We start from the raw sequence: 14578 nt of genomic DNA on the forward strand, positions 1-14578 counted from the left end.
GGGGAGGTGGGTGGCCGTGAATGTTCCCGGCCCCCGGGGGCCGGGAACATTCACGGCTTTGGTTTGGGATCTTCCTTTTGGAGCACGGCCAGCACATGTTTTGCCCGGGGATCGTGCTGGTATACCTGGGTGAAAAAGTCAATCAGCGCCTGGCGAACTTCCTGATCCCGGGCCAGGGGAGGCCGACGCAGGTGGCGGATGAGCAAAATCATGGATTTCAAATGTTCCACCAGCTGCCGGTCGGGGTTGCCGGTCACTTCCATGCTGTAAATTTTTTGGGCGCAGGCCTGTCTGATTTCCGGCAGGGGTTTATTAACCAGGTTGGAAAGGAAGGCCAGTAAATTATGCACATCGGGGGTCATCTGGATCACCTCGGAAACCCGTTTAAATAATATTCATTCATTCATGCCGTCCTCTTTAGTCCCCGGTTGAAAATTGCTCCACAAATTGCTCCAGTTCCTCAATCACTTCGGTCAGGGGAACGGCCCGGGCTTCCGGGCCGGTTACGGGCCGGCCGAAGGTATATCCGGCCTCCCGGTGCCGGTGACTGTACCGGGTGGGAACGGTAAACCCCTGTCTTATCCAGCGCCGGGCCAGGGCGTAGGGCGTGTGGAAAATAAAGCGGTGTTCCTCCCGGTTGATGATGAACTCATACAGGTCGTAGTAACGGGGATCTTTCCGGCAGCGGGAACATCCGCCGTACAGGCGGGCATAGTCGGCGTAATTAAGCCCCTGGCTGCGTGCCCGGCTCCGGCAGGAGGGGCACAGCAACACCCGGCTTTCGGCGGCGATGAAAGCCACCTGCAGGCCGTCCTCCGCAGTGAAATGTCGGACAAAGGAGCGCAGTACCCGTCCCTTCAGGTCGTAAAGGTAGGAGTGGCCGTCCTTGGCATAATGATTGAGGTGGAAAAGATAATAGGCGGCCCGCAACAGCCGCGCCGTTTTTGGCGGCAGTTCCTCCAGGGAGGCCAGGAACTCATCCTTTTGCCGGCGCAGCCGGGACACCCGGCGGGGCAGGTGTGCCCGGTTAATCCCGGCCCGCCGGGCGCCCAGGCGGGCGTTGTCCTCGGAAGCCCAGCGGCTTAAAATGCGGGGCATCTCCGGCACCAGGGCCATCACCTGGGGCACTGCAAAGAGTGGTTTCTCCCCGTTGCGGGTGCGGCTGGAGCGGGCGGTTTCCAGAAAACCCTCCTGCGCCAAACGGCGAACCCGGTCCGGCGTCACTCCCAGCACCCGGCATACCGCGGCCAGATCCATGAGATTGCCCGTGTTCACCGGCACCACCCCCTTGAGCTCTGGATTTTTGGCTATGGCGGTCAGTGGAAGAGGCCGGGCAGGGCCAGCAGGATTTCCAGAAGGAAGAGAATGACAATGGCCAGTTCCAGTAACGTTGATTGCTGGTTCACCAGCCGGTTGCTGAGCATGGTATAGTTTTGCATGACCACCGAAAGCTTGCGCTGGATGCTTTCCACCCAGGCCCTGGTGCGGAATACGGCCAGGGCCGCCCCGTAAACCCGGGCGTAAAACACGTCCTCGGTAATCTTCAGGGAGTTTTGAATCCGCTCCATGATTTCGTTTATGTCCACCACCAGTTCCATCAGCCGGTTCATGATGTGCCGGTACTGGCCCAGGCGGCGGAGCTGGGTTACCCTTTCCGCCTCTTCAATGGCGTCGTACATTCTGGCCATCTCGTTGCTGAGCAAATCGTCGTAATAGCGCAGTTCCAGCAGCTGGGTCAGGGCAAACTCCAGAAGGTCCGGGATGTCGTGGCTGCCCGCGGCGTCGTAAACCAGTGCCGAAGCCCAGGTGATAATGGCCAGATCCTCCGGCCCGTAGGAAAAGGAATGCTGCAGGGTTTCCTTGCGCACCTGGGGACCGATGGCTTCCTTTTCAGCCAGCAGAAGGGGCACCGGGTCCCAGTCCTGCCGCCATTCCTGGAAGAAAAACAGGGTATAGTCCTCCTCGGCCCCTGTCAGCCCCGGGCCGATCATGGCCCCGGCCAGGCTTTTCTGTATTTCTTCCAGCTTGGCCTGGAAAATTCCTTCTATAGGCTGATCATTTTCATAGAGATAAACGGCCAGATCCAGAATGGTCCGGTAGGCGGCGTCGGTGGGCAGCAAAATGTGCATGATCAAACTGATAACGCCCAGGTCGTAGACCTTGCCGGTGAAGCGCACCCGGAAATCCCGCGAGCCCAGATTTAAACGCTCTTCCCCCAGTTCCACCGTCACCGGCGGATTGGGAATATGAACGGATTTCAGGCGGATGCGGGACAGGCGCAGGCGGGAGGTGGGCTTGGTATGGGCCAGGGTCTGTTCCACCCGGTCCAGGCGGATTTCTTCGGCCACGTCGTAAAGGCGGTAAAGCCATATGGAATTGGGCATAAAAAATCTTTCCTTTCCTTTCCTTTCCTTTCCTTTCCTTTCCTTTCCTTCATCCTTCTGTGTTACGTAAAATTATAATAACTACAGATTCAGGGTTTGGCCCCCGTGGGTGCAGCGCCTTTAAGGATGCTATTTGCCTTTTTCTACTTTGTGGGCCTAAGACCCGGCGTAAAGGGGAATGGCCGGGTCATATCTGGCTTTTTAGAGTGCCGCACCAGTGCTCCCTCCGGGCAGCCCCGACGATAATATTATACCCTTGACAGAACATTTTTCGAGACATATAATGTATTATGCACATGTCGGAGTGGCGGAATAGGCAGACGCGCACGTTTGAGGGGCGTGTGGGAAACCGTGCGGGTTCAAGTCCCGCCTCCGACACCACCCTTATCCGCACCCAGATCAATCTTCAGCACCACATCAATTCTATCAGCAAAAACCTTGATTTCGTGGACATACAGGTCCACGATTTTCTTTTTGACCAGGGAGTTCCCCCGGTGGATAAAGACTGCATCACCATTTCCTCGCTTTCCTCCGAAAAGGGGTTGGGACGGGTTCAGAAAAGGCATCGGCCGGATCAATGTAAATCCCGGTCAGAACCGCGCTCCATCATTTACTTTGTTTTTGTGGTGTGATATGATCGAACTCTGGAAAGAAAGGGTAATTTTTGAATTATGTCTTTTTAAAACGCATCTTTTTACTGATCGTGTTCGGGGAATTCCTTCAACCAATTGTTGTTCGCCGGATGGGCGGCGCACCATCGCTTTTCTTCCGGTGTCCGGCCGGCCGCAGCCACTTCCGCCGCTCCGATGGGGCACATTCCCCGTTGCCTGTCGTGCTTTCCTCGCCACGTTTCCGTGTGGTACAGGCCGCCTCCCGCATATTCGGGAAAAATAGGTCAAAACCGCGCGCCATTGTTTACTCTGTCTTCGGGATGTGATATGATCAAGCAGGGAAAACAGGGAACAATTTTGTTTACCGTCATTAAGAAAAAGATTTTACGCCAGGGCAGGTTTTATGGATAGCAACCTGATCAGGGAGAAAATATTAAGCGGGAACTGGGCCATGTCCAAACATGCGCGTGTGCGGGCCGGCCAAAGAAAGGTTAAGGACACTGATGTGATCATGGCTATCGCGAATGGTGTGATTATTGAGGATTACCCAGAGGATGTCCGAGGGCATAGCTGCCTGGTCCTCGGGTATATCGGGCCGGGTAGGCCGGCGCACGCTGTTTGCGGGATTGATCCTTCGGGCACACTAATAATTATTACGGTCTATTTTCCCGAACCTCCAAAATGGATTGATGAGCGTACTCGCGGAAAGGGGGATCAGGATGGTGACTAAATGTTTTCAATGTGGGAATCCCACTGTAAAAAAATTTGTTGTTGCCGAGAACTGGTGGGGTGATACACTTACCCTGGTCGAGAACGTTCCGGCCTGGGTTTGCGAGAATTGCGGGGAACAATACTTTGACGCTGAGGTTGTCAAAGAACTGGACAAAATGAAGGAGAAACCTCCCCAGGCAAAAAGGGTCATTCAAGTGCCTGTATACATGTATGGTCAGCCTGCGTAACGTGAATCCGATCCGAACCTGACTGGACCCTACCAGTACTACCGGTGGCCACGCGCGGGGTCCGGTTACCCAGAGTGCGTATAAGGTTCTGTCCTTGTCCGGGGACAAAGCAAAAGGAAAAGCCCCGACCTATCCTATTTGCGGCTTGTAAATGGGGACAGATAAAACTGATGAATGTTTATCTACCGGTGGGCGGATTAATTAAAGTCGGCCTTCCGACACCACCTGTGCCTAAAGATGTCTTCAACACAACTTTGGCTCTATCTTAAAAACGACGACTTTTTCAACGAAATGACACGCGAGGAGATTCAATGCTCCTCGCTTTTTTTATCTTTGGACTGCTGGAAAACCCTGCCCAAGTACTGCCCAATTTCTTTTGAGCCGGTGTAGGAGGGATGCTTAAGAATCGCGAAATACTGCGATATCAGGAGCTTTCTAGCTGGATAAATGTTCTGATAGTAAACCATTATTTATCAAACTTGATAAACCTGGGCGACCCTCTCCGCCAGCGCGCGCATTTCCTCCCGCAACCAGGCCGGTTCCAACACTTCCACCATGTCCCCCCACTGAAACAACCAGCCCACCATCTCGGTGAGGCCGCAGGCCGCGAAGGAAACCACTGCCGAACCGTCTGGAAGCTCTTCTTCGATCTGCTGGGAAGGGTGGTAGCGTACGTTTTTGACCCGGTGGGCAACCCGTTTGTTAAATTTGAGCAGGACCCGGCATACTTTTCCGTCGTTAATTACGCCCCAGCTTGAGGCCATATAGTCGGGGAGGGAAAAGTCTGCAGGATATACGAAATGTTCGCATGTATAAGGAAAGACGTCTTTAATCTGATCGACCCGGAATACCCGGACATCGTCCCGCATCAGACAGCGGCCGACCAGGTACCAGTTCTGGTGCTTGCAGATCAGTCCGTAGGGTTCCACCACCCGTTCGGTTTCTTCCCCGCTGTGGGTGGTGTAGTACCAGAGCTTCACCCGGTGCGAATCTTTAATGGCCTGCACCAGCGCTGCGAAGAGGCCGCCGACCTTCTCCGGATCGGTCAAGGTTTCTTCCACGATGTGGATGCGTTTTTGGAGCTTTTCCACGGCCAGTTCTTTGGGGTCATAGTGGTACTTGAAGAGGGTGGAAACGATGGCGTCTTTGATTTCGTTAATGTGGCCCGAGAGGGCGGAGCCTTTTTGCTGGAGCAGGCTCAAAAAAATGACCGTTGCTTTTTCGGGGCTTAAACCGGGCAGGTAGCCGGCTTTTATGCTCACACGCACGGTTTTGCCGGTCTCATGGCGGACCAGGGGAACGCGCAGGTGGTTTTCAATGGTATTTAAGTCCCGGTAAATCTGGCGCTCGCTCACTTCAAATTTTTCGGCCAGCTCTTTGACAGTGACGCCGCCGTAGGGGGTCTTTTTGTTAAGCTGGTCGATGATCATGTTCAGCCTTAAGCCCCGCGTGGCGTCTTTTTTTGCTCTTCCCGGCACGGCGGACACTCCCGGCGGACAATTATTATCATCTGCTGCAAAAATTCCGTAAGCAAAAGAAGGTTGGCCGGTTCATTTCTTTACGTAATTTCGCCGGGATACTACAATTTTCCTGCCGGGATATTGCTTTTTGGCTAATGTTCCAAATAATCGGCCCTGTATATTCACCCACAGTAAACGTTCCTTTCCAGCCCCTTCACCCAGCCCGTCCAGGGGGAATCCTTATCCTCCCGGCCGGCGGCGGCGCGGGAGAACATGTCCGCCTGGGCGTCCAGCATGTCCAGCTGGTGTAACAGCGCCGCTTCCAAAAATTTGGGCCGCTTGGGCGACTGCCACTCGTAGCGCCCGTGGTGGCTGATGATCATGTGCAATAGCTTTAAGCGCAGGTCTTCCGGAAAGTCCGGCACCCTCTCAATGGCACGGTCCAGGAGCAGCGCGCCGGAGACGATGTGCCCCAAAAGCCGCCCTTCGTCGGTCTGCTCCACGGCGCCGCGGCAGCGGTACTCCCGTACCTTGCCAATGTCGTGCAGGATGGCTCCGGCCACCAGCAGGTCCCGGTCGGCACAGGGGTAGTTCCTGGCCACGTTATCCGCGGCCGCGGCCACGGTGACGCTGTGGACCAGAAGCCCGCCCAGAAGGGCGTGGTGGTACTGAGCTGCGGCTGGGGCCTGGCAGAAGGCCTCGTAAAAATCCTTTTCGGAAAAAAGGAGGGAGAGGAGGGATTTTAATTTTTCATTGGCGAGGGAAGCAATCAACCGGTGAAGCCTCTCCTTTGCCTCTGCCAGTCCTTCCGCTGCGGGGATGAATTTGGCCGGGTTCATCTGTCCATTTTCTTTGATGATGGAATCGATGCGCAGTTGCACTGATCCGTTATACTCCACGGCCTGCGCTTTTACGGCAACGATGTCCCCCACCTTCAGGCGGGCGCAGGCTTCTTCAGCCCCTTCCCAGAGCCGCCCTTCCACCTGGCCGGTCCGGTCTCCCAGCACGACGGCCAGGAAGTTTCCCGGCGCCTCCCGGTAGGGGAGAAGCTTCTTTACCTTCAGCGCAAATACCCCGTCCACGCTCATCCCGGGTCGGATCTGGTTAACCAGCAGTTCGGTCATTTTGATCTCCCTCGATAAAAGTATCTAAAGGAACTATAGCCTTTCCAGCAACTGCTCCACCGCTTTGATTTCAGGTACCTATTGTATCAGGTGGACGTGACATACTTTTGTCCGTCGGCATAACAAAAACTTTATTTGAATTGGGCAGTTACTTCAATAATAATAAAGGCCAGCGGTCCGGGCAGCAGTATGTCCGTAGAACCACAGGTTGACAATAATGGGGGTGTTCGTTAAGCTTGATTTTGATGCCACTGAAATATCGCAACTGGAAAAACATAACTAAAGCTGGATCCGGGGTTTTCCCGGAAAAACCATTCGTCTGTGGTGAAGCTAAGAAACGGGGTTGCTGTCCATGGAATATCTGGTCAGCGCCTGCCTGGCCGGGGAAGCCTGTGCCTATGACGGGCGGGCGCGTACCTGCGCGGCAGTGGAAAAGCTGGTGCGGGAGGGGCGGGCGGTAACGGTTTGTCCGGAGTGTCTCGGCGGCCTGGCCGTACCCCGACCGCCGGTGGAAATCACCGGCGGTACGGGTACCGACGTGCTGGTGGGCCGGGGCAGGGCGATCAATTGCCACGGGGTCGATGTCACCCGGGCTTTTCTCCAGGGGGCGCGGGAGGCCTTACGTATCGCTGAAAAGTACGGCATCCGGAAAGCCGTTTTAAAGGCCCGCAGCCCTTCCTGCGGGTACCGCTGGATTCACGACGGTACCTTTACCGGAAAGTTAAAGCAGGGCCACGGCGTGACCGCGGCCCTGCTGCTGAAAGCGGGCGTAGAGATTTTTACCGAGGAAGAAGTGCACCGGCTGAAGTTATAGCGCCCAGCACTTTAAATAACGGGCGGCCGAAAATGAACAGTTCAAACTCTCCCCGCAGGCCCAGCTCGGAGAGGGCATATTCCCTGATGGCCAGGTCTTTGCGCACCAGATCATTTAACCTGGCCTTTACCTCCGCCTTTTCCTCTTCCCGGGACAATCCGGCCAGCAGTTCTTCCACCTCGTCATACGGGCAAACCTGCTCATGCATTGCAATGACCTCCAGGATCGGGTCATGGGCATTGATGATATCGGCCCGGGTGATGGTGTTTTTACCGGCTGCGTCCACCAGTGGGGCGGGGTCCCAGCAGTTCAACAGGCGGCACTCGAAAAAGCGGTGCTCGTAAATGGTGCAGGCGGAATGCTGGGGATCATAAAAGCAGCAGGACCATTCCTTGCCCGCGCCCCGTACCTTGATCAGCTCCTGCGCCACCGGCTTTACGGTATCAGTGAATGGATCGTAAGCCCTTTCGCCTTTGCGTATGGTTACCAGGTTCTGATATCCGATATGTCCATCGCGCAATAGCCGCTTATCTTCGTGGTGGAGCACCGGCCCCCCTTTCAGGCAGCAGGTGCCGCACCGTATACAATGATCTCTTTCCTGATGGCTCAATTTTTTGCCCCCTTGCCTGCCGGTAATTATTTAAAGTTCCGTCTTCATTCCGGAAAATCTCCTGGACTATGGTCCAGGCATTGCCGGGTTAACTCCACTGTCATCCAGATTATTTATTCGTCGCCCCCAATCGTTTCTCCTCTGTGCCGGGGATGAGGTAAGATTTATCATAACCGCGTAATTCCGTTACGATCAAAGCCTGTCGTTGGAGTAGACCGTTGACACACATTAATTGTACGCCACGGCACTAACAAAGGGAAGGAATAAGAATTGCCCACAAAAAAAATTATCAGCATGTCCCGCCGGACGGATCCGCGCTGGCATGCGGAAAAGTTTATCACCATATTACAACAAAAATATCCGCCGGCCGATGTTCACACGGTGGTATTGTGGACCAAATTCCCGCAGGCAATCCTCACCGCGCCGTACCGGGACGTTTTAAAACAATACGATCAGATCTACTGCCAGATCACCATCACCGGTCTTGGCGGTACCCCCCTGGAACCAAAAGTCCCGCCGTGGGAAGAAACGGTGGCCCTGCTTCCCGCCCTGGCCGGCTTTGCCGGTGGTGCGGAACGGGTACGCTTACGGGTGGACCCCCTGGTCTTCCTGGAATATAAAGGAACCAGGTTTTCCAACCTGGCCCGGGTGGAAATGATCCTCAACCGCGCACTGGAGGCAGGTATCCGTACCTTTTCCACTTCCTTTATGGAAGCATACCCCAAAGTATATGCCCGTTTAAAAGCTCACGGCTTCAAAGCCATTGGCCTTTCCCCGGGGGCAAAACAGCGGGTGATCAACCATTTATCCGCCATGGTCCGGGAAAGGGGCGGTACGTTGTATACCTGTGCCGTGCCCGGGTTTCCCATCTCCAGATGTATTGACGGGGAGCTGCTTACCCGTCTGCACCCGCAGGGAGAACGGTGCCGTATGGATAAGGCCGCCGGACAACGGGCACTTTGCGGTTGCACCCACAGTGTGGACATCGGCTGGTATAACATGCGCTGCCCCTCTGGCTGCTTGTATTGTTACGCCAACCCGGTATAAACTCCGGTAAACCCGCGCGTCATTGTTTACTTAGGTGTTAGGTAAAGGGAACAATTTTCATTTATGTCAGCTGGCTTGTCGTCAGGACCGTCTTGCCTTTGCCAGAACCTGGTGAACTGGTGGCCAGGGTGCTGACCACATAGCCGTCGGAGCGGATTTCCCTTTCGGGAAGGCCGGGCAGTGAGCCGTTTAAAATGCGCTCAAAATGGGGCAATTCCCCGGCCAGGGCAGTTTTGGCGCACAGTTCAGGAGCCCTTTCCCTCATTTTTTCGTAGGCCGCCCCCGGGGTATTTCCGGCGAGCAGATCCTTGACCAGCAGGGTATAAAGGAAGCAGGCCAGCTGGCTGCGCGGGTGCCGGTGGGTGAGGCAGGATATTTTGCAGATGGCTTCACGCATTGCCTCCCCTTCGCTTCCGGCAAAGTACAGCGCCGCCGGCAAAATGCGCATCGGGCCTGGCGGGGAATATGTCCATACTTTTTTGTTTTTTCTGCCGCTCTATTGGAAGTCAATACCTTTGTATTTTTAATCCTTCAGAGGTATAATAATTAATGTGTTTAACTAAGTAGTTCATAATATAAGCAGGGGAGGAATGTTCTGGATGATCGGGTCGCTGACGGGCAGCAGGAGGAGGATGCTGCTGGTTGCCCTCCTGGTAACCATGCTTACTTCAGCTGTAAACCAGACGGTGGTATCCACGGCCATGCCCCGGATTGTGGCCGATCTGGGCGGGCTGGATCTGTACAGCTGGCTGGCCGCGGCCTACATACTCACGTCCACGGTGGTGGTGCCCCTGGCCGGCAAATTTTCCGATCTCCGGGGGCGGCGGCCCTTTTTCCTGGTGGGCGTGGCCCTTTTCCTGCTGGGATCCTGGGCTTCCGGGCTGGCCCACACCATGCACTGGCTTATTGCCGCCCGGGGGGTACAGGGTCTGGGCGGCGGGATGTTGATGGCCATGAACACCATTACGGTGGGAGATCTTTTCCCTCCTGCCCAGCGGGGGCGCTGGCAGGGGATTATGATGAGTGTCTTTGCCCTGGCCACCCTCCTGGGCCCCACCCTGGGCGGGTGGATTACGGATTACTGGAGCTGGCGCTGGGTATTCTATGTGAGCGCGCCCTTCGGCCTGCTGGCCTTTGTGCTGCTTTTTTACGCCCTGCCGTCCTACCGGGCGGAGGAAAAGCCCCGGATCAATTACTGGAGCCCGGCGCTGTTGACCGTTACCCTGGTGGGCCTTTTGCTGGCCCTGACCTTTGCCCAGCAGGATTTGAGCTGGACCACCCACCGGGTGCTGGCCGGTTTTGGCGCCGCTTTCCTGGCCGGTGTTCTCTTTTTCCTGGTGGACCAGCGGGCGGAAGAGCCGCTGCTGCCCGGCTGGCTGTGGCGGAATAACATTTTCGTGGTTTCCACCGCCACACTTTTTCTGGTTACCCTGGGCATGTTCGCCATTACCCTTTACCTGCCCATGTATTTGCAGATCGTTACCGGTGTCAGCGCCACCTATTCGGGAACGCTGCTCACCCCCATGATGCTCTCCCTCATGGTGGCGGCCGTGATCAGCGGTCAATTGATCTCCCGGCTGCGCCACTATAAAATACTTGCTGTCATGGGTCTGGCCGTGGCCACCCTGGGCATGTACTACCTCGGCCGGTTGCCGGTAAGCGCCACCCATGGCATGGTGGTGACCGGCATGATTGTAGCCGGCAGCGGAATGGGTATGGCCATGCCCACCTTTACCGTGGCCGTGCAGAATACGGTCCAGCGCACCCACCTGGGGACGGTAACGGCCGCCTCCCAGCTTTTCCGCAGCATCGGCGGTGTTTTCGGCAGCGCCCTGGTGGGCAATATCGTTCTCACCGATTTGAACCACCGCCTGGCGGCCCTTATGCCACCCGGGACGCCGGCCCAAATCGACCCGGGCCAGGTTATTGGCAGGCTGATGCAGGCGCCCGGTGATCCCCATCTGGCCATTTTAAAGGGGATGTTTTCCTTAAGCATTACCCATGGTTTTCATATCGGGGCCGTTCTCCTGGCCGGGGGTTTTGTGGCCTCCCTGTTCCTGCAGGACCGTGAACTGCGCACGCGCTGGGAAGAACAGCCGGCGCTGGAATAGGGGCTGGAATAGGGGAAGGAACCGGCTTACCATGGCCGCCCTTACGGGCGGCCATCTGGTTATTCCCGGGGGCTGCGGGAAAGAAAATCGGTGTTATTTAACATCTGCCTGTCCCGGGCCGCCGCTTCCAGCTGGCCGGCACAGCCAGGATCTCCCGGCGCCTCGCACAGCCCTGCCAGTTCCTCTGCTGCCGCATCCCGCAGGTCCCCGGCATCAACATGGCGCAAACCTTCAGCGGTAACCCGGCGCAAATCTTCAGCTTTTACGGAGCGGAATTTTTCAGCTTCCGGCATGGGCACACCACCTCTTTTTGACATGGTTTATCCTTAGCCTGTCCTTCCGGGCGCAGAAAATACCCCCGTGAACCGTGCAAGGACGGCCTTTCTTCCGGCGTCATGGAAATAAAGAACGCCAGATCTAAAAACAATTCTCGGGGAAGGAATTTTTGTTTCGAGCAAGAATATAAATGGTATACCATGAGGGAGGTGATGAGGGTGGGTGGGGAAATATTAACCCCTGTTGAACCTTACCAGGGCCCGGATACCCGGGAGATGGTATACATTAAGCTCAAAAAGGCCTTGCTGGCCGGGGAGATCGGGTCCGGCCAGCGCCTGGTGGAGCGGAAGCTGGCCGAAAAGCTGGGCGTCAGCCGCACACCCGTACGTGAGGCCATCCGCATGCTGGAGCGGGAGGGCCTGGTGCGGCACGTGCCCCGGTCCGGATCCGTGGCCGTAGCATTATCCCCCGGGGAAGTGCTGGATATTTACAGCATCCGGGCGGTGTTGGAAGGGCTGGCCGCCCGCCTGGCGGCGGAACGTATTGATGAGCCGAATATCCGGCAGATGGAAGAAAAGGTCCGGCAGATGGACTGGTGTATCCAGGGCGGCCAGACGGACCGGCTGGAAAACCTGCATCTGGAGTTTAACGACCTGATCTACCGGTCTGCCGGCAGCCCGCGCCTCTACCGGATGATCACTTCGCTGGTGGACTATGTGGCCGGGTTTACCCGTACGGGATATACCCACCCCGGCCGGATGGAGGAGGCTGCTGCGGAACACCGCCAGCTGGCCCGGGCCATTGCCATGCGGGACGGCCTGCTGGCCGAAAGAATTGCCCGGGAACACATTGAAAATTCCCGCCGGGCCTTTTTTGCCCGGGCCTTCAACGGGGAGAAAAATCGCTAGCACTTGGGGAATTTCCTTGCTGTTTCTTCCGGGTCCCGGTGGTTTCCCCGTGAGGAAAATCGCTAAACACTTAGACAATATAATTGGGAAATTTCCCCGGTGACTTTACCGTTAGTTAGTTTATCCAGTGATTAATATTTGCTTCCGAAATTGAAATGGTATACCGTATACCAACCGATCCATTGTTAAAAGGGGGGCCTGAAATGTTTGCCGGAAAGGCAAAAGTGCAGGCAGAATCAAAGGAGCCGGCAGGAAGGGTGAGGGCGGGAGCGGGAATAAAACCGGTAGCAGCGGCGGGTCCGGCAGGTGCAGCTGGGGCAGAAGTAGGGGCAGCAGCGATACTGTTCACGGGAGGCCGGGGGGAAACGGCTGTGCCGGTAACAGCGCGCGGGGGAAAACCGGAGGCAGGGGGAGGAATAAAGATCGGGGCGGGGAAAACACTGACCGGAACAGCAGCGGCGGCAGTCCGGGCGAAATCGGCAGCAGAGGCGGCAATAACGGGACGGTCAGCCACCCCGGCGAAGCCGGGGGCAGAAACGGAAATAACAGCACGGGCGGTCACATCCGGAGCCGGCGCCCGCAGTGGGGCCGGTATGCTCGCCGCCGTGGCCGCCCTGGGTACGGTCCTCTGGCAGCTTTTCGTGGCCTTCGGCCGGGCCAACCTTTTTGGCTTCGGCGGCGGACCCAGTGTCATTCCCCTGATCCAGCAGGAGGTGGTGGACAATTACCACTGGCTGTCCACCGAGGAATACACCGACGCCCTGGCCATGGGCAACGCCCTGCCCGGCCCCATTGCCACCAAGATGGCCGCTTATGTTGGTTATAAAATCGCCGGCTACTGGGGTGCCCTTTCCGCCCTGCTGGGCACCGTCATGCCCACGGCAGTGGCCATGGTGGCCCTGGCGGGACTGTATTTTAAATATAAGGATGCACCCCAGATCCAGGGTATGCTGCGGGGCGTGCGCCCGGTGGTGGTTGTCCTGCTGGTGCAGGTGGCCTGGGAGATGGGGGTGAAATCTTTTCCGGTGCCCAGCACCTGGATCATTGCCCTGGTGGCGCTGGTGGCCGTATTTGCCCTGAAGGTTCACCCTCTGGCGCTGATCTTGGCCTCCATGACCTATGGTTTCTTCTTTCTATCCGGCCGGGCAGGTTGATGTATCCGGTTCCTTATCGATGAACGAAAAATTCAGCGGCCGGGTGGGGTTGAATGAACCGGCTTTATTTCTTAACCATTTTTTAATTGACAGCTCAAGCCATGGTCAAATATAATTAGGGTGAAGGGTGAAAATCGAATAATTCCGGCTAGGGGTGCCGCAAGGCTGAGAGAGAGCAATCTCAACCCTTTGAACCTGATATGGGTAATTCCATCGTAGGGAAGCTGCCTTTGACCTGTCTACATACTGCGGGTCTGTTAGATTGTTAGCTTACCTTCGAGGTAAGCTTTTTTGTTTTAGGCATAGGGGGTTTCAGCCAGTAAGTTTTATCCAGGTCAAGGGCTGCCGGCAACGCCGGCCATTGCCGGAGGGTCGTCGTGTTCTGGATTGGTGTTAATACTTCGCAAAGCGGTAGGTCGGGCGGCATGGCAGATATTGGGCAGGAGGTGAGTTCCTTTGCTGGTGGTAATCAATGGTAAGAAAACTGAACTACCGGATGAAATAACCCTGGCTGATATGCTGACCCAAAGAAAATTAAATCCTGAAACCGTGCTCATCGAATATAACGGTGAGCTGGTACCTAAAGAGTTGTGGCCCGGTGTTGTCCTTAATGACGGCGACCGGCTGGAGATCTTACGTTTTGTGGGAGGGGGCTAAAAAATGGTTGATAAAATGCACGATCCGCTGGTTATCGGCGGCCGGGAAATAACCAGCCGCCTGTTCCTGGGGACGGGTAAATTTGCGAACAACAGCCTGATTCCCCGGGTGGTGGAGGCTTCCGGAGCCCAGGTGGTGACGGTAGCTTTAAGGCGGGTGGATCCGGATTTTGAGGAGGAAAACATTGCTTCCTTCGTTCCCCGGGGGTGCATACTCATGCCCAACACATCGGGGGCGCGCAATGCCGCCGAAGCGGTGCGCATTGCCAGGCTGGCCCGGGCGGCGGGCTGCGGCAACTGGGTGAAGATTGAGGTGATCACCGACAACCGGTACCTGCTGCCGGACAATTATGAGACGGTGAAGGCCACGGAGATTCTGGCCGCCGAGGGCTTTGTGGTGCTGCCCTATGTCAGCCCGGACCTGATGGTGGCCAGGGCGCTGGTGGAGGCGGGGGCGGCGGCCT

At 56.4% G+C, this 14578-nt stretch carries 18 protein-coding genes, 1 tRNA gene, 1 pseudogene and 1 riboswitch; of the genes and pseudogenes, 10 read left to right on the forward strand and 10 right to left on the reverse strand.

The window, feature by feature from the left end; genetic code table 11:
- Positions 1 to 50: 50 nt before the first annotated feature.
- The 3 genes from GFC01_RS16375 to GFC01_RS16385 are packed head-to-tail and all read right to left on the reverse strand — an operon-like array spanning position 51 to position 2384.
- On the reverse strand, positions 51 to 371 hold the full coding sequence (locus GFC01_RS16375; RefSeq protein WP_152948232.1) for a hypothetical protein: 321 nt from the start codon (positions 369 to 371) through the stop codon (positions 51 to 53).
- A gap of 46 nt (positions 372 to 417) precedes the next feature.
- Positions 418 to 1275, reverse strand: a complete 858-nt coding sequence (locus GFC01_RS16380) for a hypothetical protein (RefSeq protein WP_152948233.1) — start codon at positions 1273 to 1275, stop codon at positions 418 to 420.
- A gap of 41 nt (positions 1276 to 1316) precedes the next feature.
- The gene (locus GFC01_RS16385) at positions 1317 to 2384 is read right to left on the reverse strand and encodes a PIN domain-containing protein (RefSeq protein WP_152948234.1); all 1068 of its coding nucleotides are present in this window, start codon (positions 2382 to 2384) and stop codon (positions 1317 to 1319) included.
- A gap of 298 nt (positions 2385 to 2682) precedes the next feature.
- Here GFC01_RS16385 and GFC01_RS16390 point away from each other — a divergent pair.
- A tRNA-Leu gene (locus GFC01_RS16390) sits at positions 2683 to 2765 on the forward strand.
- Here GFC01_RS16390 and GFC01_RS16395 read toward each other — a convergent pair.
- Positions 2744 to 2962 carry a hypothetical protein gene (locus tag GFC01_RS16395; RefSeq protein ID WP_152948235.1) on the reverse strand — a complete coding sequence of 73 codons (219 nt, stop codon included), beginning with the start codon at positions 2960 to 2962 and terminating at the stop codon, positions 2744 to 2746. The two genes, GFC01_RS16390 and GFC01_RS16395, sit on opposite strands and share 22 nt — an antisense overlap.
- Before the next feature lie 116 nt (positions 2963 to 3078).
- Entirely contained in the window at positions 3079 to 3201 is a 123-nt protein-coding gene (locus GFC01_RS19855) for a hypothetical protein (RefSeq protein WP_279233502.1), read from the reverse strand.
- Positions 3202 to 3446: 245 nt separating this feature from the next.
- On the opposite strand from GFC01_RS19855, the gene GFC01_RS16400 reads away from it, so the two are divergent.
- Together GFC01_RS16400 and GFC01_RS16405 are read left to right on the forward strand one after the other, a co-directional pair.
- Complete coding sequence (locus GFC01_RS16400; RefSeq protein ID WP_279233504.1) at positions 3447 to 3725, forward strand: DUF4258 domain-containing protein; 279 nt, start codon at positions 3447 to 3449, stop codon at positions 3723 to 3725.
- Complete coding sequence (locus tag GFC01_RS16405) at positions 3715 to 3954, forward strand: type II toxin-antitoxin system MqsA family antitoxin (RefSeq protein ID WP_152948237.1); 240 nt, start codon at positions 3715 to 3717, stop codon at positions 3952 to 3954. The genes GFC01_RS16400 and GFC01_RS16405 overlap by 11 nt, the downstream gene beginning before the upstream one ends.
- A gap of 473 nt (positions 3955 to 4427) precedes the next feature.
- On the opposite strand, the gene GFC01_RS16410 is transcribed toward GFC01_RS16405, so the two are convergent.
- Positions 4428 to 5432 carry a helix-turn-helix transcriptional regulator gene (locus GFC01_RS16410; RefSeq protein ID WP_341474057.1) on the reverse strand — a complete coding sequence of 335 codons (1005 nt, stop codon included), beginning with the start codon at positions 5430 to 5432 and terminating at the stop codon, positions 4428 to 4430.
- Positions 5433 to 5596: 164 nt separating this feature from the next.
- Positions 5597 to 6538: a 3'-5' exoribonuclease YhaM family protein gene (locus GFC01_RS16415; RefSeq protein WP_152948238.1), complete on the reverse strand. Its 942-nt coding sequence runs from the start codon at positions 6536 to 6538 to the stop codon at positions 5597 to 5599.
- Positions 6539 to 6890: 352 nt separating this feature from the next.
- Between GFC01_RS16415 and GFC01_RS16420 the strand changes: the two genes are divergently transcribed.
- A complete protein-coding gene (locus GFC01_RS16420; RefSeq protein WP_152948239.1) occupies positions 6891 to 7352 on the forward strand; it encodes a 2-thiouracil desulfurase family protein in 462 nt (153 codons plus the stop codon).
- Here the strand turns inward: GFC01_RS16420 and GFC01_RS16425 are convergent.
- Positions 7318 to 7962, reverse strand: a complete 645-nt coding sequence (locus GFC01_RS16425) for a YkgJ family cysteine cluster protein (RefSeq protein WP_152948240.1) — start codon at positions 7960 to 7962, stop codon at positions 7318 to 7320. The genes GFC01_RS16420 and GFC01_RS16425 overlap by 35 nt on opposite strands.
- A 270-nt stretch (positions 7963 to 8232) precedes the next feature.
- Here GFC01_RS16425 and GFC01_RS16430 point away from each other — a divergent pair, with 270 nt between their 5' ends.
- The gene (locus GFC01_RS16430) at positions 8233 to 9009 is read left to right on the forward strand and encodes a DUF1848 family protein (RefSeq protein ID WP_243137654.1); all 777 of its coding nucleotides are present in this window, start codon (positions 8233 to 8235) and stop codon (positions 9007 to 9009) included.
- Positions 9010 to 9070: 61 nt separating this feature from the next.
- On the opposite strand, the gene GFC01_RS16435 is transcribed toward GFC01_RS16430, so the two are convergent.
- The gene (locus GFC01_RS16435; RefSeq protein ID WP_279233503.1) at positions 9071 to 9457 is read right to left on the reverse strand and encodes an ADP-ribosylglycohydrolase family protein; all 387 of its coding nucleotides are present in this window, start codon (positions 9455 to 9457) and stop codon (positions 9071 to 9073) included.
- A 151-nt stretch (positions 9458 to 9608) separates the two neighbouring features.
- On the opposite strand from GFC01_RS16435, the gene GFC01_RS16440 reads away from it, so the two are divergent.
- Positions 9609 to 11120 (forward strand): MDR family MFS transporter, encoded by a 1512-nt coding sequence (locus GFC01_RS16440; protein WP_194175005.1) that lies wholly within the window; start codon positions 9609 to 9611, stop codon positions 11118 to 11120.
- A gap of 59 nt (positions 11121 to 11179) precedes the next feature.
- Here the strand turns inward: GFC01_RS16440 and GFC01_RS16445 are convergent, their stop codons facing one another.
- Positions 11180 to 11413 (reverse strand): hypothetical protein, encoded by a 234-nt coding sequence (locus tag GFC01_RS16445; RefSeq protein WP_152948242.1) that lies wholly within the window; start codon positions 11411 to 11413, stop codon positions 11180 to 11182.
- A gap of 201 nt (positions 11414 to 11614) precedes the next feature.
- On the opposite strand from GFC01_RS16445, the gene GFC01_RS16450 reads away from it, so the two are divergent.
- The 4 genes and pseudogenes from GFC01_RS16450 to GFC01_RS16465 all read left to right on the forward strand — a co-directional run.
- Positions 11615 to 12304: a GntR family transcriptional regulator gene (locus tag GFC01_RS16450; protein ID WP_341474058.1), complete on the forward strand. Its 690-nt coding sequence runs from the start codon at positions 11615 to 11617 to the stop codon at positions 12302 to 12304.
- 593 nt (positions 12305 to 12897) lie between these two features.
- Positions 12898 to 13458 carry a chromate transporter gene (locus tag GFC01_RS16455; RefSeq protein WP_152948247.1) on the forward strand — a complete coding sequence of 187 codons (561 nt, stop codon included), beginning with the start codon at positions 12898 to 12900 and terminating at the stop codon, positions 13456 to 13458.
- 140 nt (positions 13459 to 13598) lie between these two features.
- Positions 13599 to 13697, forward strand: a riboswitch (TPP riboswitch).
- A gap of 223 nt (positions 13698 to 13920) precedes the next feature.
- Complete coding sequence (gene thiS, locus GFC01_RS16460) at positions 13921 to 14115, forward strand: sulfur carrier protein ThiS (RefSeq protein ID WP_341474060.1); 195 nt, start codon at positions 13921 to 13923, stop codon at positions 14113 to 14115.
- Between the two features lie 15 nt (positions 14116 to 14130).
- A pseudogene (locus tag GFC01_RS16465) lies at positions 14131 to 14578 on the forward strand (thiazole synthase); the annotation flags it as partial.

Origin of the sequence: Desulfofundulus thermobenzoicus (assembly GCF_009428905.1) — a bacterium.
In the GTDB taxonomy this organism is placed as follows: Bacteria; Bacillota; Desulfotomaculia; order Desulfotomaculales; family Desulfovirgulaceae; genus Desulfofundulus_A; species Desulfofundulus_A thermobenzoicus.

Bases quoted from the DNA above. Each gene is read 5' to 3' on its own strand.
- GFC01_RS16415 (WP_152948238.1), bottom strand. From the start codon at position 6,538: ATGACCGAACTGCTGGTTAACCAGATCCGACCCGGGATGAGCGTGGAC.
- GFC01_RS16385 (WP_152948234.1), bottom strand. From the start codon at position 2,384: ATGCCCAATTCCATATGGCTTTACCGCCTTTACGACGTGGCCGAAGAA.
- GFC01_RS19855 (WP_279233502.1), bottom strand. From the start codon at position 3,201: ATGTGCCCCATCGGAGCGGCGGAAGTGGCTGCGGCCGGCCGGACACCG.
- GFC01_RS16405 (WP_152948237.1), top strand. From the start codon at position 3,715: ATGGTGACTAAATGTTTTCAATGTGGGAATCCCACTGTAAAAAAATTT.
- GFC01_RS16400 (WP_279233504.1), top strand. From the start codon at position 3,447: ATGTCCAAACATGCGCGTGTGCGGGCCGGCCAAAGAAAGGTTAAGGAC.
- GFC01_RS16435 (WP_279233503.1), bottom strand. From the start codon at position 9,457: ATGCGCATTTTGCCGGCGGCGCTGTACTTTGCCGGAAGCGAAGGGGAG.
- GFC01_RS16440 (WP_194175005.1), top strand. From the start codon at position 9,609: ATGATCGGGTCGCTGACGGGCAGCAGGAGGAGGATGCTGCTGGTTGCC.
- GFC01_RS16445 (WP_152948242.1), bottom strand. From the start codon at position 11,413: ATGCCGGAAGCTGAAAAATTCCGCTCCGTAAAAGCTGAAGATTTGCGC.
- GFC01_RS16455 (WP_152948247.1), top strand. From the start codon at position 12,898: ATGCTCGCCGCCGTGGCCGCCCTGGGTACGGTCCTCTGGCAGCTTTTC.
- GFC01_RS16420 (WP_152948239.1), top strand. From the start codon at position 6,891: ATGGAATATCTGGTCAGCGCCTGCCTGGCCGGGGAAGCCTGTGCCTAT.